Raw genomic sequence first — 19,927 nt, 5'->3', positions numbered from 1 at the left:
GTCTTTCGCTCCGATTAGCAACCTGAGAATCGCAGTCAAGCCGTTTGATCCTGACGTTCTCCGGTCCGAACGGCAATCCAATCCTGTGCTGGGCTCGACCCGCATCACGCAAAAGTCTTGATGGTCTGGATCACGCCGTCGAGCTCCTTGCCGGCGCTGTCCTTCAGCGCAGCCTCGCGCAGGCGCCGCGCCCAGTCGGCGGCATCCTCGCGTCGCTCGACCAGCTTGATCGCCGCCAGCGTCTTGTCGAATTTCGACAGCCCCCGGCTGTGAGTATCGGAATAGCCTTTCACGAGGCGGCGGCATTGCAGGATCTCGACACCGAGCTGGTAGTTGGTGCCGACCGCGTCGGTGGCGGCCTTGAGCCATCCGTCCCGGTGCGCCGTCTCGATGGCGTGCCGCAGCGAGCGGCGGCGCAGGCCGCGTAGGCCGCCCACGAGATAAAGCGCCAGGAACCAGGGCAGCGAGTAGGTCCGCACCCGGCGCCCCCGGTTGACGCGGCGATCGAGCCAGCCGAGCAAGCGCGGCCTTTCGCCAAGCCAGCGACCGAAGCCCGCGGGAAGCACGCCCATGACCTCCTCCATGCGGGGATGCATGAACTCGGTGGTCTGGAGCACCTGGCCTTCCGACATCTCGAGCTCGCTCTCGATGCGCGCGCGGCGGCCGGCGCGCGTCTTGAGGTCGGCGACGCGGATGACGTCGTCATAGCTCATGGCGTTGGCGAGGTACTTTGCCGCGGCTTCCGTGAAGGCATAGGTCCGGGCCGCACCGCCGGCGCTGCGGTCGGCCGCGTGCAGCGTCCTGAGAATGTCGAGATACTCGGTGCCATAGGCGACGTCCTGGAAGTCGACCACCTTCTTCAGGCCGGCGCGGGCCATGGTGAGCGCGGGCTCGGGCAGCTCCTGCGTCAGCCTTGCGACAAGCCCGGCGAGATCCGGATCGGGCGTTGCGGGAGAGGGGATATTGCCGGCCTGTTTCGGTTGCGGCGGCGCCACAACGTCGGGTGAGCCGGTCTTGACCCGGTCGAAGGCGGCCTCGAAAGTCCCGATGCTGGCCTTCGCGCCTTTCCCACCCGCGCGGATGACGTCGAGATAGCTGTCGCGGCTGAAGGGCAGCACACCGGCCGCCGCGAGCGCGCCGAACATCGCGGCCGAGATGACGCTGCCATGCGCGATCGCCAGCGCGTTCAGGTCGAAGATGATCTCCGTCTTGGCGGCGATCCCGATGGCGCCGGTGACGGCGCCGCCGTCGGCGATGCCGTTGCCCGGCGCGATCTTCTCGCCGATCGCAAAGGACCGGTGGTTGGATGCGATCAGCGTGGTGCGGTCCGGCGTCACAAGGCCGCGCAGGATCGATCGGCCGGCCTCCATGAATTCCGCCGCCATCACCACGTCGACGTCGCCGGGCGTCGGCATCAGCGACAGGATCGGCTTGCGGCCGTCGAGCGGCGGCATCGTCTCGATATAGTAGATCGTGGCGCCGGTGCGCTGCGCGACGCCGGGCACCGAGGTCGACTGCGCGACCCAGCCGTGGTTCTCGGCAAGCTGGACGATCCAGTCGGTCAGGACGCCGCCGCCCTGACCGCCCATCGCGACAATCGCGATCGAGATCGGCCGCTCAGTTGCCTCGCCCGCGGCGGGGAGGGCCAGCCGGATCGTCTCGTCCCTCATGCCAGTGCCTCGAGCGCCGGACGCCGGCGATCGCGCCGCCGTTGCAGCCAGCCGATCACGGCCATCGCGACTTTGGATTTGAACATGTCCCAGCGGGTCGGATTATGGATGACGTCGGCGCGGTAGAACGAGGGGCAGAGCACGGCGGCCTCGGAGACCTCGCCGCAATTGCCGCAGCCGACGCAGGAATTGTCGATCGCCGCGACCGGATCATCGCGCAAGGGATCGTCGAGCTGCTTCACCGACAGCGACGGGCAGCCGGAGAGCCGGATGCAGGCGTGGTCGCCGGTGCACACGTCCTCGTCGACGCCGAAGCGCTCCTTGACGGTGCGCACCCCGTCCTTGATCGCCTTGTTGATCTGCGGCTTCACGCGGCGCTGCTTGTTCAGCATGCATTCGGAGGACGCGACGATGACCTTGGGACCTTCGTCCTTGGTCGTCAGCGCTTCCTTCAGCGTGTCGCGCATCTTGCCGACGTCATAGGTGCGGTCGATCTGACGCACCCATTGGCCGCCGATGCCCTTCACGGCCTGCACGATCGAATTGTTGGTCTTGCGCCGCTTGTTGGTCGCGCGCGACGACAGGATGTCCTGACCGCCGGTCGCCGAGGTGTAGAAATTGTCGACGATGACGAACACGCCGTCATGCTTGTTGAACACGGCATTGCCGATGCCGCTGGTCAGTCCGTTGTGCCAGAAGCCGCCGTCGCCCATCACCGCGATCGAGCGCTTGTCGGCCTTGACGTTGAAGGCCGAGGTCGAGGCCGGGCCGAGGCCGAAGCCCATGGTGGTCGCGCCGATATTGAAGGGCGGCAGGATCGAGAACAAATGGCAGCCGATGTCGGCGGAGACGTGGTGCTGGCCGAGCTCTTCCTCGACCAGCTTCATGGCGGCGAAGATCGGCCGCTCCGGGCAGCCGGTGCAGAGCCCGGGCGGGCGCGCCGGCACGACCTGCTTGAGCTTCTCGACCGCGGGGTGATTGAGCACGGGCGCGGCATCCGGCGCCGGCGGCCGGTTGCCGAGCAGCCGCGGCTCGGTCTTCTCCAGGAATTCCCTGACGCCGCCGAGCAGGACCTGCGCGGTGTAGTCGCCGCCCATCGGCAGCACGTCCTTGCCATGGATGCGCGCCTGGATGTCCCTGCGGCGCAGCACCGTGTTGATCGCCTGCTCCAGATATTCCGGCTGGCCCTCCTCGACGATGAGCACGGCATCCTTGTCGACGCAGAACTCCGCGACCTCGGTGTCGATCACGGGGTAGGTGACGTTCATGACGTAGAGCGGGACCTGCGTGCTGCCATAGGCATCCGACAGCCCGAGATATTGCAGCGCGCGGATCACGTTGTTGTACATGCCGCCCTGCATGATGATGCCGACCTTGCCGTGCTTCGGTCCCATCCACTCGTTCAGCTTGTTGTCCCGGATGAAGCCGACAGCCGCGGGCATCCGCGTCTTGATCTTCTCCTGCTCATGCTCATAGGCCGCCGGCGGCAGCACGATGCGGTTGACGTCGCGCCTGGGATTGTTGAGCGCGTCCTTGATGGTATGCGCCGGCTTGACGTTGTCCTTGCAGGCGAAGGTGCCGTGCATGTGACAGGCGCGGACGCGAACCTCGAGCATCACGGGGGTGTTCGAGACCTCGGAAAGCTCAAAGCCCTTCTCGATCAAATTGACGATGCATTCATGGTCGGGGCGAGGGTCGAGCAGCCACATCTGCGACTTCATCGCGAAGGCGTGGGTGCGCTCCTGCATGATGGAGGAGCCTTCGCCGTAGTCCTCGCCGACGATGATCATGGTGCCGCCGGTGACGCCGCCCGAGGCCAGATTGGCCAGCGCGTCGGAGGCGACGTTGGTGCCGACGGTCGACTTCCACGCAACCGCGCCGCGCAGGGGATACATCACCGAGGCCGAGAGCATCGCCGCCGCGGCCGCCTCGTTGGCGGAGCTCTGGAACACGACGCCGAGATCGTCGAGCACGTCCTTGGCGTCGGCGAGCACGTCCATCAGGTGCGAGATCGGCGAGCCCTGGTAGCCGCCGACATAGGCGACGCCGGATTGCAGCAGCGCCTTGGTGATGGCGAGGATGCCTTCGCCGCGGAACGTATCGCCGTCGCCGAGCCGGAGATCCTCGACTTCGCGAGCAAAAGACCGTTCAGCCATTGCACCCTCCAGAAATATGCGATAGCATACGTTTACATGTGAAGTAAGTCAACGCCGCGCCATGCTATCACGCTTGCGGATCTTCTCTCCGGCAAGGTGGTCATGAGCCAGCGACAGGGTAGGGCCGATGCTGAAGCTGCCTCGCTTTAGAGCTGCCGCCGTCCAGGCTTCACCCGTCTATCTCAACGCCGGCGCGACAGCGACGAGGCGGCTTCACCGGTCTGTGAAGCCGCCGCGAATGCACGACATCGTCGATCTGCGGGTCAATCGGCGTCCGCTGGCGCCGCTTGGCGCGCGCAAACCGGAATGACAGTTCGGGACGCGTCGCACCGACGACGCCACGAGACAGGACTTGGAGGATAGGATGCGCGAAAACACCATCGGCCGGGCCAATGTCGAGGACACCCCCGAGCTCAAGGCCTACTACAAGGATCTCGAAAAGTACGAAGCCGGCGCGCTGTGGACGGTCGCCAACAAGATCGAGCCATGGGCCCCGCAATCGGCCTCCGTTCCCGTGCTCTGGCGCTACAGCGATCTGCGCGAGCACGTGCTGCGTTCGGTCGAGCTGGTCTCGCCGGAGAAGGCGGGACGACGGGTGATCTACCTCAACAATCCCGGCCGCCGCGACGTCTCGGCCGCGGTCGGCTGGCTCTATTCGGGATTGCAGGTGATGCACCCCGGCGAGGTCGCATCGGCCCACGCGCACTCGGCCTCTGCCCTGCGCTTCATCATGGAAGGGGCGGGCGCCTACACCATCGTCGATGGTCATAAGATGACGTTGGGGGCGCGGGATTTCGTGCTGACGCCGAATGGCACCTGGCACGAGCATGGCGTTGAAGCCAACGGCTCGGTCTGCATCTGGCAGGACGGCCTGGACATCCCGCTCGTCAATGCGCTGGAGGCGAACTTTTTCGCGGTCCATCCGAAGGTGCAACAGGAAGACTCCGGCTATCCCGTGGACGACATGACCAAGACCTGGGGCAATCCCGGGCTGCGGCCGGCGGATTCGAAATGGTCGAAGGGCTATTCCCCGATGTTCAAATACGAGTGGGAGCCGACCTACGAGTCGTTGCGGAAATACGCCGCCGCGACCGACGGCTCGCCCTATGACGGCATTCTCATGAACTACGTCAATCCGGTCACCGGTGGGCACGTGATGCAGACGATCGGCGCGAGCATGCAGCTGCTCCGGCCGGGCGAGAAGACGAAGTCGCATCGGCATACCGGCAGCTTCATCTATCAGGTCGCCAAGGGCCGTGGTTATTCGATCATCGGCGGCAAGCGTTTCGCGTGGGAGGAGCGCGACATCTTCTGCGTTCCCTCCTGGGCCTGGCACGAGCACGGCAATGCGTCAGAGAGCGAGGACGCCTGCCTGTTCTGCTTCAACGACCTGCCTGTCATCGAAGGTCTCGGCTTCTATCGCGAAGAGGCCTATGGCGACAATGCCGGCCACCAGCCAGTGGCTGTCTGACATTCCCCCGCAGAATTCAACCGAAAGAGCCGGATAAAGATTCGATGCGCCTTGTTACCTACACTTTGGGCTCCAGCGGTGCCCGCCTCGGGGTCCTCGTTGACGGATTGGTCGTGGACGTCGAGCACCTCGGTGCGTCGCAAGGCTTTGCATGGCCGAGCGACATGCTGTCGTTCATCGACAACAGCGTGACGCTGCTGCCGGCGCTCAGGGAATGCCTGGACAATACCAATGGACGCCTGCCGGCCGGCTCCGCTGTTCCGGTCGAGGATGTGAAGCTGCAGGCGCCGATCCCGCGTCCGCGAAAGAACATCTTCGGCATCGGGCTGAACTACCGGGCGCATGTGGCGGAATCCGCCAAGAGCCTGGATACCGACAAGGACCTGCCGAAGCAGCCGGTCGTCTTCTCCAAGCCGCCGACTTCCGTGATCGGCCCGGGCGCGGCGATCCAGCACAACGCGAAGATGACGCAGCAGCTCGACTGGGAGGTCGAGCTCGCCGTCATCATCGGCAAGACCGCGACGCGCATCGTGACCGAGAATGCGATGGAGCACGTCTTCGGCTATTCGGTGATGATCGACATCTCCGCGCGCGACAATCGCCGCGCCGGCCAGTGGATCTTTTCCAAGGGCATGGACACCTATGCACCGTTCGGCCCGTGCATCGTCACCGCGGACGAAATTCCCGATCCGCATGACCTGCGGCTCTGGCTGACCAAGAACGGGGTCATGAAGCAGGATTCCAACACCAAATACATGATCTTCGACATCCCGGTGCTGATATCGGACATTTCGTCGGGCATGACGCTCGAGCCGGGCGACATCATCGCGACCGGAACGCCGGAGGGCGTCGGGGCCGGCATGAGCCCGCAGGAATGGCTGTGGCCGGGCGATGTGGTGGAAGCGGGGGTCGACGGCGTCGGTGTCATCAGGCACCCCGTTGTTGCGATCTGATGACGACGTTCTCGTTCGATCGCGAGCTGAGGTTCGGCGATTGCGATCCCTCAGGCATCGCGTACTTTCCGTCCTATCTGAACATCCTCAACGGCGTCGTCGAAGAGTTTTGGGCGGGAATCGGTTTTCCCTGGCCGGAATTGATCACGGTCCGGAAGATCGGAACGCCCACGGTGCATCTGACTTGCGACTTTTCCCGACCTTCGATGTTCGGCGATCGCCTGACGTTCGGATTGCGCATCGATCGGGTGGGCGGATCGTCGCTCCATCTGGAGCATGTCGTCTCGGGCGCGAATGGCATGCGCTGGCGCGCCCGCCAGGTCGTTGCCGCGACCTCGCTGCTGGATCACCATGCGATCCCATGGCCCGATGACATTCGCGCCGCGCTCATGGCGCACCTGAGCGTGGGCGAGGGCGAGGGCGCTGAGGCAACGCCGGCATGATCTCGCTCTTCATGACGTTCTCCGATCCTTCTGGTGAACGGTGGATTCGTTCCGACGAGGTTGCCGCCGTCGCTGAGCTGGTCGGATCGATCCCTGGGATGACCGAGGGCCTGCTGTTCACGCCGCTGCAACAGTCGGTCGATCATCCCTACAAAGCCGATGGCTCGGGCCCTGTGCTTGCGCTTCAACTGCGCTTTCCCGACCTGCTCATATGCGAAGCGGCGATGGATCGCGGCGGCGTCTTGGCCAGCTTGGCGACAGGTGCCGGATTGTCAGGCCTCGCCGGATTGTACGTCACGCATCAGGTGATGGTGACGCGGTCATTCCCCGTCGATGTCGCCGAACATCCGGCAGGAACGACAACTCCGTGCAGTTACCTCGTGCACTATCCCGGCCCGGCCGAGGACATGAACGCCTGGAACCTGCATTATCTGGAGCACCACCCGGCGATCATGCGGACCTTCCCTGATGTCCGCCAGATCGAGATCTACACCCGCATCGATTGGGTCGACCGGCTGCCGTCGCAGCGGGTCGAGCACATGCAGCGCAACAAGCTGGTGTTCGACAGCCCGCAATCCCTCGCGCACGCGCTCGGCTCCGACGTGATCAAGCGCATGCGCGCGGACTTCGTGAAATTCCCGCCATTCGCTGGCGGCAACAAGCATTTTCCGATGCTGACGCGGGCCGTGCGGCCCCCGCGAGATCCGAGAGCACGGTGAGATCAAGTTGACGTGCCGCGTAGCGAGGCGCGAACCTCGTCGACGGTGCGCTTCGGGTCCTGGAGGTGAGGGTAGTGCCCGATGCCGGGAAGAAGCGCCAACTCGGCGTCGATCCTTGCGGCGAGCTCTATTCCCATCTCCTTCTTGATGTAGAGGTCCTTCTCGCCCCAAACCACCTTCACCGGGGTTTTGAGCCGGGCCAGTTGCGATTCGAAGTGGTCTTGGTCTCGCGTGAAGTGCGAGTAGTAGTGGGAGAACGCGTCTACGGTCGTCATCGCGCCGTGGCTCCATCCGTGGGACATGTCGTCCCTAAACTGCTGCGAAACTTCGAACTGCGCTTCCTTGGGCAAGCCTCTTGTGAAGATGTTTTCCAGGATCTCGTCGCGGTTGCTGTTCATGTTGGCGCGGACCTGCTCCATGGCAGGCCCCGCCTTCAGATTTTGCAGCTTCTCGGACATGAACTGCGGCCTGTTGAACGGGGCGAAGTCGCCAACGATGATTGTCCTTGCGATATCGGGTTTTTCCACCGCCAGCAGGAGTGCCGGCAGGGCCCCGATGTCCGTTGCGTAAATCGTGAGGCTCGACGTGTCGATGCCTGCTTTCACGATGTACTGATCCAGAACATGCGCGTAGTCCTTCGGCGCATAGGAGAACCTGTCCACCATTGGCCTCGATGAAAGACCGTAACCCGGCCAATCGAAAGCGTGGACTTCGTAGTCGTCGGCGAGGGCCTCGGCAATGTCCTTCCAGGCGTACAGGGTCTCCGGAAAGCCGTGCAGAAAGAGAACGGTCCCCTTCGGTCTCGGGTTACGCAGAACCACTCTTCTGAGCGTGATGTCTTCGTTGATCTCGAAGAAATCGATTGTTGTGTTGTTGATCCGGTATGACATGATCAGCGTCCTTTCGTCCCGTTATCCGATCAGCGTGCAGGCCAAGTTGATCTGGAGTCTGAAAGAAGCTCGGCAGAGAACTTCCCGGCGCCTCCTGGGGCTTACGTCCCGAGTGCTGCCTGTGGCGTGTTCCGAAAGCTGATCGCCATGCGATTGTAGGCGTTCATCAGGCCAATCGCGATCGTGAGGTCCACGAGTTCTCGCTCGTCGAACACGGCGCGAGCGTCCTGATAGGCTTCATCCGGCACGCCGGTATCCGCGACGCGCGTCACCGTTTCGGCCCACGCAAGGGCGGCGCGTTCACGCTCGTCGAAGAGGGCGCCGGCTTCCTTCCACGCCTGCACCAGCGCGATCTTTTCGATCTTCACTCCCTTCTTGAGCAGGTCACGGGTGTGCGTATCGAGGCAGTACGCGCAATTGTTAATCTGGGAAATTCGCAGGTAGACCAGCTCGACCAGCGCAGGGGAAAGGCCGCTCTGCATGACGTAGCCACGGACACCGCCCAGCGCTTTCACGCCTGCCGGTGCAATCTGATTGTAGTCGAGACGCTGACTCATGTTTTGTTCCTTGGTGATGAATTCTGCTCGATGGAGATCATTTCGTGCTCTCTTGGTTTGGGCAGAATGTTCAGATCTATTTGCGCAGCGGCCGGAAGCCTGCGCGAACCTCTTGCGTGAAAAGCTGCGGCTGTTCCCAGGCCGCAAAGTGTCCGCCTTTGTCGACCTTGTTGTAGTGGATGAGCTTGTGGTAGGCGCGCTCGGTCCAACTGCGCGGAGCCTGGTAGAGTTCGCCGGGAAAGACGCTCACGGCGGTGGGAATCGAGATGTTGACCGCGTTCAGCGCGCTCATTCCCTTGTTTTCCCAGTAGAAGCGGGCCGCCGAGATCGCGGTGTTCGTCAGCCAGTAGAGCGTGATGTCGTCGAGGACGTCGTCGCGGGTCACGGCGCCGGCTGGATGCCCGTTGATGGTGTGTCCGAGCACGGCCGAAGTGATCGCCGCCGCCGGCTGCGCGTCACCGTCGCCGTGATCGAGAATCCACGCGGCCAGGCCGACCGGCGAATCCGCCAATCCGTAGAGTGTCTGCGGCCGGGTCGCCATCATGGCGGCGTAGGCAAAATGCTTGGCGCGGAAATCCTTCACCTGGTCGAAGGCGTGTTGCTCGTCGGCCGAGAGACCGGCGGGTGCCTCACCGCTCTGCAGCGCCTTGGTGATCTCCGGCGGAATCGTGCCGGGGAAGTTGGTGTGGATGCCCAGCAGTTCCGGCGGCGCCTGCTCAGCCATCGCATTGGAAATGAGGGCGCCGATGTCGCCGCCCTGCGCGACAAAGCGTGCGTAGCCAAGGCGCTTCATCAGCGCGACCCAGGCGCGCGCGACGCGGGCAGGGCCCCAGCCGCTGGTGGTTGGCTTGCCCGAAAACCCGTAACCGGGAACTGACGGGATCACGACATGGAAGGCGTCCGATGCGCTCGCGCCGTACGCCGTGGGATTGGTGAGGGGATCGATGATCTTCAATTGCTCGATGATCGAGCCTGGCCATCCATGCGTGACGATGAGCGGCAGCGCATCTTCGTGCTTCGAACGAACGTGAATGAAATGAATGTCCAGCCCGTCGATCTCTGTGATGAACTGCGGCAGGGCGTTCAGCTTTACCTCGATCTTTCGCCAGTCGTAGTCCGTCGCCCAATAGCGCGCGAGGTCCCGGAGGATCGCAAGCTGCACGCCCTGCGATTCGTCGGCGACTGTTTCCTGCTCCGGCCACCTCGTCGCGTTGATGCGTCTGCGCAGATCGATCAGCGCCTCTTCTGGAACGTCGATCCGGAAGGGGCGGATTTCGTCAGCTGTGGCCGCCGGCGCCGGGTGCGCGGGGAAAAGGCTCGCGGCGGCCGCCGCGGCCATTCCCACCGCGGCGGAACGCAAGAGCTGGCGCCGGTCCGGGTTGATGACTTCAGAAACTGATTGCGCACGCATTGGGACTCTCCCTCACTCTTTCGGTTGGGTGACGTCGCAGCCGCGGCTCAGACCGGGAGCGGCTGGCCGGCCTGCTCACGGGCGATGTAGTCGGCATACCAGTCCGGCCAGTTCGCATCGTACTGACCGCCGTTCCGCTTCTCGTGCTCGCCGTGTGCCGCGGACGCACGCCGGAGCGCGCTCGCAAGCTCGGTCGAGGAGGTGAATGTCGTGTCTGCTGCCTCGACGCGTCCCGGCAATCGCGTGGTCACCTCCTGGAACAGCCAGCCGTTGCCGTCGGGATCGTGGAACGAAACGTACGAACGATAGCTGCGGTGCGCGGGCTCCGCACCACCAATCCGACGTCGCCCGAACAGATAGGGTTCGTCCGGGCCGGTGTGCACGTCGCCTCCGGCGTGGAAGACCTCGCTGACCTCGACGCCGCGATCGCGCAGATCGTTTCGCGCAGCTTCGATGTCGGAGACGACCAGGTACAGGCCCTGGGCGGAGCCGGGTGCCGCCGCGGTGACGTTCTTGCCGAAAATGACCGAGGAGGGGGAGCCGGGCGGCGTGAACTGGATCACGCGGTAATCATCAGGCCCCGCGAAATCGGCATCGAGCCTCCATCCGAGGTTTGCATAGAACTCCTTGGCACGATCGACGTCGGAAACGGGGATCACGACGACTTCGAGCTTCATGTCGATCGTTGGTGCTCTGGTGGTCTTGTTTGCATTTGTGACTGGCATGGTTCTCTCCTGATTTGGCGCGTATACGATATAATCGGGTGCGAGTCATAAAGTGCCGCCAGGCTCTGATGTCAACCCTTTCGATTTAATCGGATGCGATATATATGCATGCGAGACTTCACATGTCCGTGTCTGAAAGGGCGTCCACAATGAGCCTTACGAACGGTCTCAGAGCCGATTCCAGAGATAATTCAATAGACAATCAGAACCAGGAACCGGCCGCGGGCGACCGGAGCCTCGCTGATTTCCTGTGCTTCGCGATCTATTCGGCCAACCTCGCCTACGGGCGGGCCTACCGGCAGGGCCTCGAGGAGCTCGGCCTGACCTACCCGCAATGGATCGCCATCGTGGCGCTGTGGGAGCAAGATGACCAGACCGTGAGTGAACTCGGCGACAGGATGTTCCTGGAATCCAACACCCTGACGCCGATACTAAAAAAGCTCGAGGCGATGGGCTATTTGCGCCGCGAGCGCGATCCCGCCGACGAGCGGCAGGTGCGCGTCAGCCTCACCGACGCCGGCCGACGCCTGCGCGAGAAGGGCATGCACATGAATCTCGTGAAGTCGAGCGGGCTCAAGCAGGATGATTTCGCGCGGCTGCAGAAAAGCGTCGTCACGCTCCGCGACAATTTGATCAAGGCGACGAAGGACGAGTGACAGGCCCTCTCCCTGTGAATCGGTCAGGGATGTGGACGTCAAGCGGGCAGGGCGTCACCTGCGTCCGAACAGTCCTCCCAGCACGCCGCCGATCAGTCCACCGGGACCGCCCCCACTGTGCTGATGGTGCGCACCCGCGCGACGGCGGGCCGAACGGTCGTCATCGGATTTATCGCTGCCGCTGAAGCTGGCATGCGCCGCCGAGGCGGACTCGGTCAGTAGCGCCTGATGTTGCAGCGGGTTCAGGAAGCCAGTCCTGGGATAGCCGCGTGCCGCCTGCCAGCGCGTGATGACGGCGCGGGTCGACACGTCGAACCGTCCGTTGACCTTGGTGTCGAAACCGAGACCGGTCAGCCGGCGCTGCACGTCGCGACGCTTTCCCTTGTTGAGGCCGATCTGATCTTCGGTTTCCTGAGTTGCCTCACCGGCAACGATCGCCGGATCGATGGATGCGATCAGTTCGCGGTCGGTCGTGCTCGGACCGGCTGCGGCAGCATTTGCACCGAGGAGAACTCCCAAGAAAATTCCCAAGACTGATAACGCGAGGATGAAGACGCGCAATGGCATATCCTTCGCTGATCTTGAGTCTCGCAATGATTTCGCGTTGAACACCTGTATCGGTTCAAATGCACCGCTGTGACACTCGAATTTCGGGTGGTGTCTAAATCAAAGGTCAACTCCGGGTTCCGTCGCTGGCAACTGTTACAGGAGGCACTTGTTCCTTGGCGGGCGTAGCTTGTTACACGGAATTGCGTCGGGACTGCCCGACAGGCGCTTGGCTAACGACCTCGGCACGTTGGGATGCGCACAGGCGGTCATCCGTTCTGGCGCACATTTCGGACCCACGTCGACATCGCGGCACTTCCGGAAAGAGTCCAACAGCGGATGCTCGGGATTTGGGCTGCCGCCAAGTCGCGCCTGCTTGCGAGAGTTCGCGGTCAATTTCGTCCGCCGGTTGCACGGATGGTCGATCTGGTATAGTTTTGTGTTAATTCGAGCTTTTGCTTTTTTACCTGTGACTTTTTGCTTACCGGATATCGGTAATGATTTACCAGAACGTCGACAGAATTGCTGTCGGTATGCGTTTCAGGATGAGCAAGCTTGGTGCTGCTCGATGCCCGGAGCTTGCTGACCGGAGCGGCATCGTCATTGACGTGAGCCGTCGTACCACGGGCCTCACCGTGCTGTTCGATGGCGCCCGAAGACCAACTTGCCTGCACAGAGATTTCATATCGCCCATCTCGGATGGGGAGGTCGCCGCACCTTCCATCGCTTCAGACGAATGAGGGTCCGTGAAGTTTTCAAAACCGCGCGAATGGTCTAGGCACGACGCGCAGCGATTGAAGGCTCTTGCGCGTCAGAAAACCTGCGCCGGAGACATAGCCCGGGAGCTTGATCGCCATGTCACTTCAGTAAGAAAGAAGGCACGCGAACTCGGCTTGCTACTCCCGAAGCGGGCCGTCGTCTCGCAAGTACGTGGGAAGTGAAATCATTCAATGTGGCGCATCGCGCGCCACCGCCGGGATGATGGCATCATGCCCCTGTCTTGCCCGACGGGTCAAACGATTTCGAAAGAACAGCAGTCCCTGCACCGGGCCATCAAGCCATTGATATCGCTGTCCCCGGCTACTGTGCATGGGGTTGTTTTTCGACTTTTTGTTGTGCGGCCTGCAAGAGCCGGCCCTAGTGTCCGCCGAGATAGGCCGTGATCAGCCGGGGGTCGTGGATGAGATCCTTGGCGGGGCCTGACTGCACCACCTCGCCGGTTTCGAGAACGTAGCCGTAGTCGGCCGTCTCCAGCGCGGCGCGCGCGTTCTGCTCGACCAGCAGGATCGACACGCCGAGGTCGCGCAGCGACGCGATGGTGCGGAAGATCTCGCGCACGATCAGCGGCGCAAGGCCGAGGCTGGGCTCGTCCAGCATGAGAAGCTTCGGCTTGGCCATCAGTGCACGGCCGAGCGCGAGCATCTGGCGCTCGCCGCCGGAGAGTGTGCCGGCGGCCTGGCGCTGCCGCTCCTTCAGCCGGGGGAAGCGATCATAGACCTCGTCCAGCGTCTTCTGGACGCCCGAGCGGTCGCGCAGGCTGTAGGAGCCGAGGAGCAGATTGTCGGCGACCGACATGTCGGAGAACAGCTCGCGCTTTTCCGGGACGAGGCACAGCCGGCGCTCGACGCGGTCCTCGACGGACATCCTCCCGATATCGTTGCCCTGAAACACCAGGCGGCCGCGCGATGCGAGCAGCCCGATGGCGGCCATCAGCAGCGTGGTCTTGCCGGCGCCATTCGGGCCGATGACGGTGACGATCTGCCCTTCCTCGACCGACAGCGAGACGTTGCGGACCGCTTCGACATTGTCGTAGCAGACGGTCACGTCGGTCATCGAAAACATCTCGCTCACGCGACGCCTCCAAGATAGGCCTCTTGAACCCGCTCGTCGCTGCGGATCGCCGCTGGAGCGCCTTCGCAGAGCTTTGAGCCGAAATCGAGCACCACGATGCGGTCGACCAGCGACATCACGAACTCCATGTCGTGTTCGACGATCAGGATGGTCAGGTGGTCCGACCGCAGCGACCTGAGCAGCTCCGCAAGCCGCAGCTTCTCCTGGCGGCGAAGGCCGGCCGCCGGCTCGTCCAGCACCAGCAGCGCCGGGTCCGCGGCGAGCGCACGGGCGATCTCCAGGATGCGCTGATTGCCGAGCGGCAGATTGCCCGCGAGCTCGAACGGCTTTTCGCCGAGCCCGACGCGCTCGAGCTGCATCAGGGCCTCGTGCCGCGCGCTGGCCTCCTCGCGCTGGTTGAGGCGGAAGGCGCTGGCGAACAGGCCGGTGCTGGTGCGGGCGTAGGTGCCGAGCATCACGTTTTCGAGCAGGCTCATGCGCGGCCGCAGCTTCACATGCTGGAAGGTCCGCGCGATCCCGGCCTTGGCGATGCGGGATTGCGCGTCGCGCGTGATGGGGCGTCCCGCAAAGACGATCTCGCCCTTGTTGACCCGGAGCGCGCCGGTCAGGCAGTTGAACATCGTGCTCTTGCCGGCGCCGTTCGGGCCGATGACGGCGAGGATCTCGCCGGACCGCACCTCGAAGCTGACATTGTTGACGGCGACGAGGCCGCCGAACCGCCGCTCGGCGCCATCGACCTTCAGAAGCAGTTCGCCCGGGGTCGGCTGCGCGCGGCGGGGCAGGGGCGGCGCCGGCAGCGGCCGATCGCGCCGGACCTTCGGCAGAAAGCGCGCAACGAACGGCACGATGCCCTGCCGCGCCCATTGCAGGAACAGGATGAACAATGCGGAGAAGGCGACGATCTCGAGCTGACCGGAGGCGCCCTTGGCGATCAGCGGCAGATAGTCCTGCACGCTGTTCTTGAGCAAGGTGACGACGGCGGCACCGACGACGCCGCCGAGAAGGCTGCCGGCGCCGCCGACCATCGACATCATCAGATATTCGATGCCCATGCCGGCATCGAACGGGCCAGGGCTGATGAAGCGGCTCATATGGGCGTAGAGCCACCCTGAGAGCGAGGCCACGAAGGCCGCGATCACGAAGGTCACGAGCTTGATCTGGAAGGCGTTGATGCCGAGGCTCTCGACCAGCGTGTTGCCGCCGCGGAGCGCGCGCATGGCGCGGCCGAGCCGGGAGTCCAGCAAATTATATCCGAGCAGCAGGACGGCGGCGACGATGCCCCAGATCAGGAAATAGATCTGCGCGCTCGAGACCAGCGCGATCGATCCGATGCTGATCGGCGGGATCGACGAGATGCCATTGAAGCGGCCGAGCCCCTCGACATTGCCGAACAGGAAGCCGATCGCGAGGCCCCATGCGACGGTCGAGAGCGAGAGGAAATGGCCCTGAAGCCGCAAGGTGACGACGCCGAGGATGGACGCCACCGAGCAGGTCAGCGCCACGCCGAACAGGAGGCCGAGCCACGGGGAGTACCCGTTCAGCGCGGAGACCCAGGCCGTTGCATAGGCCGCGACGCCGACGAACGCGGCCTGTCCGAACGACACGATGCCGCCGACACCGGTGAGCAGGGCAAGGCCAATAGCGACCAGCGAATAGATGCCGATGTAGTTCATCAGCGTGATGCTGAACGGACTGAGCACGAAGGGGGCCACCGCCAGACACGCCAGCGCCGCGATTGCCGCAAGCTGAATTTGGAAGCGCGTCATTCCTCGATCTCCTCCTCGGAATGCAGCGAGGCGAGCGATCGCCAGATCAGGATCGGGATCAGTAGCGAGAACACGATGACGTCCTTCAGCGCGCTGCTCTCGAAGGATGCGAAGCTTTCGAGAATACCGACGCCGACGGCGCCGATCGCCGCGCCGGGATAGCTGGTCATGCCCCCGACGATGGCGCCGACGAAGGCCTTGAGGCCGATCAGGAAGCCGGAATCGTAGAACACGGTGTTGACCGGTGCGATCAGGATGCCCGATACGCCGGCCATCAGCGAGCCCAGCAGATAGGCGATCGTGCCGGCGCGGGCGGGCCGTATTCCCATCAGGCGGGAGCCGGTCCGGTTCACGGCGGTGGCACGCAGCGATTTTCCGACCAGCGTGAAGTCGAAGAAGAGAAAGAGCAGGCCACTGAAGACGAGGGCTGCGATCACGATCAGCATGGTCTGGCCCGAGACCAGCACGCCGGCGAACTCGGCCGACAACGACGTCAGCGGTTCGGTTCTGACGCCTTCAGGTCCGAAGAACAGCAGCCCCAGGCCCACCAGCGCGAAATGCAGCGCGACCGAGACCGTCAGGAGCAACAACACCGTTCCGTCCGCGATGGGGCGGAAGACGATCCGATCCAGCAGCGGAGCGATCGGCGTGATCAGCATCAAGGCAAGCACGAGCCTGACGGCGAGCGGAGGATCGGCGCGCATCGTCAGCCAGGCGAGGCCAACCACGGCCACCGGAAGCGCGAGGTAGAACAAGAGCGCGCGCGGCAGCAGCCGGGTTTCGCCGGCGCGTACCAGCGAGATGATCTCGATCAGGGTCGCAAGGCAGGCCAGGATGACCACCAGCGCCCCCGTGCCCGGAAAGCGCTTCGCATCGAGGGCCGCCAGCGTCAGCGCGGTGAACGCGGCGATGTCGCCGAAGGGAATGAAGATGACCCTGGTCACCGTGAAGATGAGGACGGTCCCGATCGCCACCAGCGCATAGACTGCGCCGGTGGCGATCCCGTCGATCGCAAGAATGGCTGCGATGTCACTCGTCATTGAGACGTCGTTCCCCCGTTCTGACTGTCTGCCGCCTTCCGACTACGGCGCGTACTTCCAGGCACCGCCGGTCAGCCGCACCACGACGAGCGCGCGTTCGTCGACGCCGGTCACCGCACCGGGCTTGAAGTTGTAGACGGCATGCACGCCCGGCAGCTCCTTGGTGCTGAGGATCGCGTCCCGCAACGCAGCGCGGAATTCCGCCGTTCCGGGCTTGGCGGTCTTGAGCGCGCGCTCGGCGGCGTTGGCGAAGATCAGCCAGGCGTCGAAGGAGTAGGCGGAGAAGCCGTCCGTGGTCGGGATGTTATGGGTCTTCTGGTAGACGCTGCGGAAATCCAGCGCGATCTTCTTGGCAAAGTGCTCGTCGGGAAGCTGCTCGGCGACGATCACGGGACCCGCGGAGACCTGAATGCCGTCGGCCGCCTTGCCGCCGACGTTGACGAAGTCCGGATTGACCAGCGCGACGGTACCGTAGGTGTTTCCCTTGAAGCCGCGTTCGGCGAGGCTGAGCAGAGGCAGCGCGCCCTGGGTGCCCGAGCCGCCGTCCAGCACGGCGTCCGGCCGCGCCGCAAGCACCTTCAGGGTTTGCGCGGTGACCGAGGTGTCGGTGCGGGCATAGCGCTCGTTGGTCTGGACCTTGATGTCGCCGGCGGCTTCGGCGGCCTTGGCGCCGTTGTAGACGAGGTCGCCCCACGCGTCGGAGAAGCCGATATAGCCGATGTTCTTCATGCCGTCGCGCTTCATGCGGTCGGCGACGATCTTGACGAGGAGTGAAGCCGGCTGCGGCACCGACACCACCCACTGCTCCGGCGTATCAGGCAATTTGGCGATCGGCGAGACCGCGATCATCGGCACCTTCAGCTCGCTCGCCACGGCCGCCATGGCGATGGTCGAGGGGGCCGTCGCGGTGCCGATCAGGAGGTCGACTTTCTCTTCCTCCACCAGCTTGCGCGCATTGCGGGTCGCGGCCGACGGGTCGGAGCCGTCGTCGAGCTGGATCAGGCGAATGGTCTCGCCGTTGATGGTCTTCTTGTATTCATAGGCGGCGTTGATGCCCCGCCCATAGGGGATTCCGATCGACGAGCCGTTGCCGCTGAGCGAGGTGACGAAGCCGATCGTGATGTCGGCCTGCGCAGCCGGGGCTGCGAAGACGCCGGCGACAAGTGCAAGTAGGCTCAGAGTCTTGCGCATTTGCGTTCTCCTCCGTTGATGCTGGATAGGAATGCCTTGATGCCGCCGCGCGGGGAGCCCGAACGACGAACGAACCGATTGAAAGCATTGCTGCAGCGCCAAATTCCGGGCGCGGCCGAAGAGAGTTTGCTCGGGCGGGCGTCAGCAGCCATGGCCCTGGTTGCCGTTCGAACAACGAGCCCATCGGCGAATGCGGGCGGGCTTTTTCTGAAGCAATGAAAGGTCGTTGGCCCTGCCGCGATGCGCGACCGGCGGTGCTGCTGCTGCCGGCTGTTCGAGCACGGCGACTGTCCACACGATCGAGTCTCTCAAAATCGGTGCCCTGCAACATCATTGTCATGGCCACCGGTCCTTGACCGGCGAGGAATTACTTAAAGCCTAAAGTATTATCGGTAGGGCCGTCAACACGTGTCACGGTGCTGTCAGAAAAAAATGTCGTTGCATACAATTTCGCCAGAGCGCGGCGCTTCTTTGCCATTCGATTGGACGAAAAGGCCGTGCCTGCCTTGCCGTAGCGGTGGCCGTCGCCGGCGCCGCGGCGTGCATTTGACGCGCGAATTAGTTTATGATTGAAATATATTCATCGGCAGCCGACGACCGATCCTCCGATCACCGCTTGAGGAGAAGGACGATGCGCATCTTCTGGCAGAGCTTCGTTGATGCGAGCGTGAACGCGCCCTACATGGCGCGGCTGTCGGAGTACCTCAACAACATCGCCGCATCCGGCACGACAGTTCATGTCGAGGGCATTACGCCGCCGGACCGCGAGTTCGGGCGGCTTGCGGAATTGCGCTGTGCCGTCCAGGCGATCGACAACGGCATCGCGGCCGAGGAGGGCGGGTTCGACGCCTTCGTCATGGGGCACTTCCAGGATCCGGGTCTCTACGAGCTGCGCTCGACGCTCGACATTCCCGTGATCGGGACCGGCGAGGCGACGTTGCTGGCGGCCTCGCAGCTCGGCCGGCGATTAGGCCTTGTGACGCTCGATCCTGTCTTCGAGGTCTGGCATTACGAGCAGGCCGAGCGCTACGGCCTCGGCGATCGCGTGGTCCACGTGACGGGCCTTGGCTGCAAGCCGGCGGATTTCGCCGATGCGTTCGCCGGAGATCAGGCCGCGCAAGCCCGCATGATCGAGGATTTTGTCGCCTGCGCACGTCCGCTGGTCGAGCGCGGCGCCGACGTCGTGATCCCCGCCGGTGTGCTGCCGGGCCTCCTGATCGGCAGGGAGCATGGCCTGAAGGTCGGCCACGCGCCCGTGGTCAACTGCGCGGCCGTGGCCCTGAAGAGTGCGGAGATGTGGGTGCAGCTCCGGAAGCTCAATGGCACCGAGCCCAGCCGCGGGCCGAGCTTCAAGCGGGCCAGCGCACAGGCGCGCGACGATTTTCGCGCACTTCTCGCCCGCAACAGCGGCCAGTCCCGGTGAACCAGCCTTGGAGAACCAGCCATGATGACTCCCGAAAAGATCCTGTACGAGACCGAGGTGACGGCGACCGGAGGTCGGGATGGCAAGGCCGCCAGCACTGACGATCGGCTGTCGGTCTTGCTGTCCGTGCCGAAATCGCTGGGCGGCCCCGGCGGCGAGGGCACCAATCCCGAGCAGCTCTTTGCGGCCGGCTATGCCGCGTGCTTTCTCGGTGCGGTCGAGCTGGTCGCGCGCACCCGCAAGGTCGCGCCATCCGCCGAGCCCTCGGTGACCGCGAAGGTTGCAATGGGGCCGGTCCCCGTCGGATATGCGCTCGCCGTTGAACTGAAAGTCAACCTGCCGGGTGTCGAGAAATCTGTGGCCGAAGAGGTCGTCGCCGGCGCGCACGAGCGTTGCCCCTATTCGAACGCAACCCGCGGCAATATTGCCGTGAAACTGACGGTGGTCTGAGGCGGATGA

At 63.9% G+C, this 19,927-nt stretch carries 19 protein-coding genes; 8 read left to right on the top strand and 11 right to left on the bottom strand.

Translation table 11 applies throughout. From position 1 onward, the window contains the following. Positions 1-104: 104 nt before the first annotated feature. Together ACVWW6_RS35155 and ACVWW6_RS35150 are read right to left on the bottom strand one after the other, a co-directional pair. Entirely contained in the window at positions 105-1,670 is a 1,566-nt protein-coding gene (locus tag ACVWW6_RS35155) for an indolepyruvate oxidoreductase subunit beta family protein (protein WP_456682313.1), read from the bottom strand. After that, positions 1,667-3,826 (bottom strand): thiamine pyrophosphate-dependent enzyme, encoded by a 2,160-nt coding sequence (locus ACVWW6_RS35150; protein WP_456682312.1) that lies wholly within the window; start codon positions 3,824-3,826, stop codon positions 1,667-1,669. The genes ACVWW6_RS35155 and ACVWW6_RS35150 overlap by 4 nt, the downstream gene beginning before the upstream one ends. Before the next feature lie 364 nt (positions 3,827-4,190). Here ACVWW6_RS35150 and ACVWW6_RS35145 point away from each other — a divergent pair, with 364 nt between their 5' ends. The 4 genes from ACVWW6_RS35145 to ACVWW6_RS35130 are packed head-to-tail and all read left to right on the top strand — an operon-like array spanning position 4,191 to position 7,412. Further along, positions 4,191-5,297 (top strand): cupin domain-containing protein, encoded by a 1,107-nt coding sequence (locus ACVWW6_RS35145; RefSeq protein WP_456682311.1) that lies wholly within the window; start codon positions 4,191-4,193, stop codon positions 5,295-5,297. A gap of 44 nt (positions 5,298-5,341) precedes the next feature. Beyond that, the gene (locus ACVWW6_RS35140; RefSeq protein WP_456682310.1) at positions 5,342-6,250 is read left to right on the top strand and encodes a fumarylacetoacetate hydrolase family protein; all 909 of its coding nucleotides are present in this window, start codon (positions 5,342-5,344) and stop codon (positions 6,248-6,250) included. Continuing rightward, a complete protein-coding gene (locus ACVWW6_RS35135) occupies positions 6,250-6,693 on the top strand; it encodes an acyl-CoA thioesterase (protein ID WP_456682309.1) in 444 nt (147 codons plus the stop codon). The genes ACVWW6_RS35140 and ACVWW6_RS35135 overlap by 1 nt, the downstream gene beginning before the upstream one ends. Further along, positions 6,690-7,412: a hypothetical protein gene (locus tag ACVWW6_RS35130; RefSeq protein ID WP_011086199.1), complete on the top strand. Its 723-nt coding sequence runs from the start codon at positions 6,690-6,692 to the stop codon at positions 7,410-7,412. The genes ACVWW6_RS35135 and ACVWW6_RS35130 overlap by 4 nt, the downstream gene beginning before the upstream one ends. Positions 7,413-7,414: 2 nt before the next feature. On the opposite strand, the gene ACVWW6_RS35125 is transcribed toward ACVWW6_RS35130, so the two are convergent. From ACVWW6_RS35125 to ACVWW6_RS35110, 4 genes are all read right to left on the bottom strand, one after another. Next, positions 7,415-8,302, bottom strand: coding sequence for an alpha/beta fold hydrolase (locus ACVWW6_RS35125; protein WP_456682308.1), 888 nt, complete (start codon positions 8,300-8,302; stop codon positions 7,415-7,417). A 101-nt stretch (positions 8,303-8,403) separates the two neighbouring features. Next, positions 8,404-8,859 (bottom strand): carboxymuconolactone decarboxylase family protein, encoded by a 456-nt coding sequence (locus ACVWW6_RS35120; RefSeq protein ID WP_456682307.1) that lies wholly within the window; start codon positions 8,857-8,859, stop codon positions 8,404-8,406. 76 nt (positions 8,860-8,935) lie between these two features. Further along, entirely contained in the window at positions 8,936-10,270 is a 1,335-nt protein-coding gene (locus tag ACVWW6_RS35115) for an epoxide hydrolase family protein (RefSeq protein ID WP_456682306.1), read from the bottom strand. Between the two features lie 47 nt (positions 10,271-10,317). Beyond that, the gene (locus ACVWW6_RS35110) at positions 10,318-10,995 is read right to left on the bottom strand and encodes a VOC family protein (RefSeq protein ID WP_028172004.1); all 678 of its coding nucleotides are present in this window, start codon (positions 10,993-10,995) and stop codon (positions 10,318-10,320) included. Between the two features lie 149 nt (positions 10,996-11,144). On the opposite strand from ACVWW6_RS35110, the gene ACVWW6_RS35105 reads away from it, so the two are divergent. After that, entirely contained in the window at positions 11,145-11,651 is a 507-nt protein-coding gene (locus ACVWW6_RS35105; RefSeq protein ID WP_231166677.1) for a MarR family winged helix-turn-helix transcriptional regulator, read from the top strand. Between the two features lie 54 nt (positions 11,652-11,705). Here the strand turns inward: ACVWW6_RS35105 and ACVWW6_RS35100 are convergent, their stop codons facing one another. After that, the gene (locus ACVWW6_RS35100; RefSeq protein WP_304552235.1) at positions 11,706-12,212 is read right to left on the bottom strand and encodes a peptidoglycan-binding domain-containing protein; all 507 of its coding nucleotides are present in this window, start codon (positions 12,210-12,212) and stop codon (positions 11,706-11,708) included. 482 nt (positions 12,213-12,694) lie between these two features. On the opposite strand from ACVWW6_RS35100, the gene ACVWW6_RS35095 reads away from it, so the two are divergent. Next, a complete protein-coding gene (locus tag ACVWW6_RS35095; RefSeq protein ID WP_028172001.1) occupies positions 12,695-12,937 on the top strand; it encodes a hypothetical protein in 243 nt (80 codons plus the stop codon). A gap of 397 nt (positions 12,938-13,334) precedes the next feature. Here the strand turns inward: ACVWW6_RS35095 and ACVWW6_RS35090 are convergent, their stop codons facing one another. Genes ACVWW6_RS35090 through ACVWW6_RS35075 form a run of 4 tightly spaced genes read right to left on the bottom strand, consistent with a single transcriptional unit; the run spans position 13,335 to position 18,045 of the window. Then, on the bottom strand, positions 13,335-14,048 hold the full coding sequence (locus tag ACVWW6_RS35090; RefSeq protein ID WP_011086207.1) for an ABC transporter ATP-binding protein: 714 nt from the start codon (positions 14,046-14,048) through the stop codon (positions 13,335-13,337). Then, the gene (locus tag ACVWW6_RS35085) at positions 14,045-15,814 is read right to left on the bottom strand and encodes a branched-chain amino acid ABC transporter ATP-binding protein/permease (RefSeq protein ID WP_456682305.1); all 1,770 of its coding nucleotides are present in this window, start codon (positions 15,812-15,814) and stop codon (positions 14,045-14,047) included. Before ACVWW6_RS35085 ends, ACVWW6_RS35090 begins: the two co-directional genes overlap by 4 nt. After that, positions 15,811-16,854, bottom strand: coding sequence for a branched-chain amino acid ABC transporter permease (locus tag ACVWW6_RS35080; protein ID WP_161535551.1), 1,044 nt, complete (start codon positions 16,852-16,854; stop codon positions 15,811-15,813). The genes ACVWW6_RS35085 and ACVWW6_RS35080 overlap by 4 nt, the downstream gene beginning before the upstream one ends. A 42-nt stretch (positions 16,855-16,896) precedes the next feature. After that, positions 16,897-18,045 (bottom strand): ABC transporter substrate-binding protein, encoded by a 1,149-nt coding sequence (locus ACVWW6_RS35075; protein ID WP_060911386.1) that lies wholly within the window; start codon positions 18,043-18,045, stop codon positions 16,897-16,899. Between the two features lie 631 nt (positions 18,046-18,676). Here ACVWW6_RS35075 and ACVWW6_RS35070 point away from each other — a divergent pair. Beyond that, entirely contained in the window at positions 18,677-19,468 is a 792-nt protein-coding gene (locus ACVWW6_RS35070) for an aspartate/glutamate racemase family protein (RefSeq protein ID WP_456682304.1), read from the top strand. A 21-nt stretch (positions 19,469-19,489) separates the two neighbouring features. Beyond that, positions 19,490-19,918, top strand: a complete 429-nt coding sequence (locus ACVWW6_RS35065; RefSeq protein WP_456682303.1) for an organic hydroperoxide resistance protein — start codon at positions 19,490-19,492, stop codon at positions 19,916-19,918. The last annotated feature ends 9 nt before the right edge of the window (positions 19,919-19,927 follow it).

The organism is Bradyrhizobium sp. USDA 3311, from assembly GCF_054062495.1.
This window is presented reverse-complemented; position numbering and strand designations above follow the sequence as displayed.

Bases quoted from the DNA above. Each gene is read 5' to 3' on its own strand.
- ACVWW6_RS35155 (WP_456682313.1), bottom strand. From the start codon at position 1,670: ATGAGGGACGAGACGATCCGGCTGGCCCTCCCCGCCGCGGGCGAGGCA.
- ACVWW6_RS35150 (WP_456682312.1), bottom strand. From the start codon at position 3,826: ATGGCTGAACGGTCTTTTGCTCGCGAAGTCGAGGATCTCCGGCTCGGC.
- ACVWW6_RS35145 (WP_456682311.1), top strand. From the start codon at position 4,191: ATGCGCGAAAACACCATCGGCCGGGCCAATGTCGAGGACACCCCCGAG.
- ACVWW6_RS35140 (WP_456682310.1), top strand. From the start codon at position 5,342: ATGCGCCTTGTTACCTACACTTTGGGCTCCAGCGGTGCCCGCCTCGGG.
- ACVWW6_RS35135 (WP_456682309.1), top strand. From the start codon at position 6,250: ATGACGACGTTCTCGTTCGATCGCGAGCTGAGGTTCGGCGATTGCGAT.
- ACVWW6_RS35130 (WP_011086199.1), top strand. From the start codon at position 6,690: ATGATCTCGCTCTTCATGACGTTCTCCGATCCTTCTGGTGAACGGTGG.
- ACVWW6_RS35125 (WP_456682308.1), bottom strand. From the start codon at position 8,302: ATGTCATACCGGATCAACAACACAACAATCGATTTCTTCGAGATCAAC.
- ACVWW6_RS35120 (WP_456682307.1), bottom strand. From the start codon at position 8,859: ATGAGTCAGCGTCTCGACTACAATCAGATTGCACCGGCAGGCGTGAAA.
- ACVWW6_RS35115 (WP_456682306.1), bottom strand. From the start codon at position 10,270: ATGCGTGCGCAATCAGTTTCTGAAGTCATCAACCCGGACCGGCGCCAG.
- ACVWW6_RS35110 (WP_028172004.1), bottom strand. From the start codon at position 10,995: ATGCCAGTCACAAATGCAAACAAGACCACCAGAGCACCAACGATCGAC.
- ACVWW6_RS35105 (WP_231166677.1), top strand. From the start codon at position 11,145: ATGAGCCTTACGAACGGTCTCAGAGCCGATTCCAGAGATAATTCAATA.
- ACVWW6_RS35095 (WP_028172001.1), top strand. From the start codon at position 12,695: ATGATTTACCAGAACGTCGACAGAATTGCTGTCGGTATGCGTTTCAGG.
- ACVWW6_RS35085 (WP_456682305.1), bottom strand. From the start codon at position 15,814: ATGACGCGCTTCCAAATTCAGCTTGCGGCAATCGCGGCGCTGGCGTGT.
- ACVWW6_RS35080 (WP_161535551.1), bottom strand. From the start codon at position 16,854: ATGACGAGTGACATCGCAGCCATTCTTGCGATCGACGGGATCGCCACC.
- ACVWW6_RS35075 (WP_060911386.1), bottom strand. From the start codon at position 18,045: ATGCGCAAGACTCTGAGCCTACTTGCACTTGTCGCCGGCGTCTTCGCA.
- ACVWW6_RS35070 (WP_456682304.1), top strand. From the start codon at position 18,677: ATGCGCATCTTCTGGCAGAGCTTCGTTGATGCGAGCGTGAACGCGCCC.
- ACVWW6_RS35065 (WP_456682303.1), top strand. From the start codon at position 19,490: ATGATGACTCCCGAAAAGATCCTGTACGAGACCGAGGTGACGGCGACC.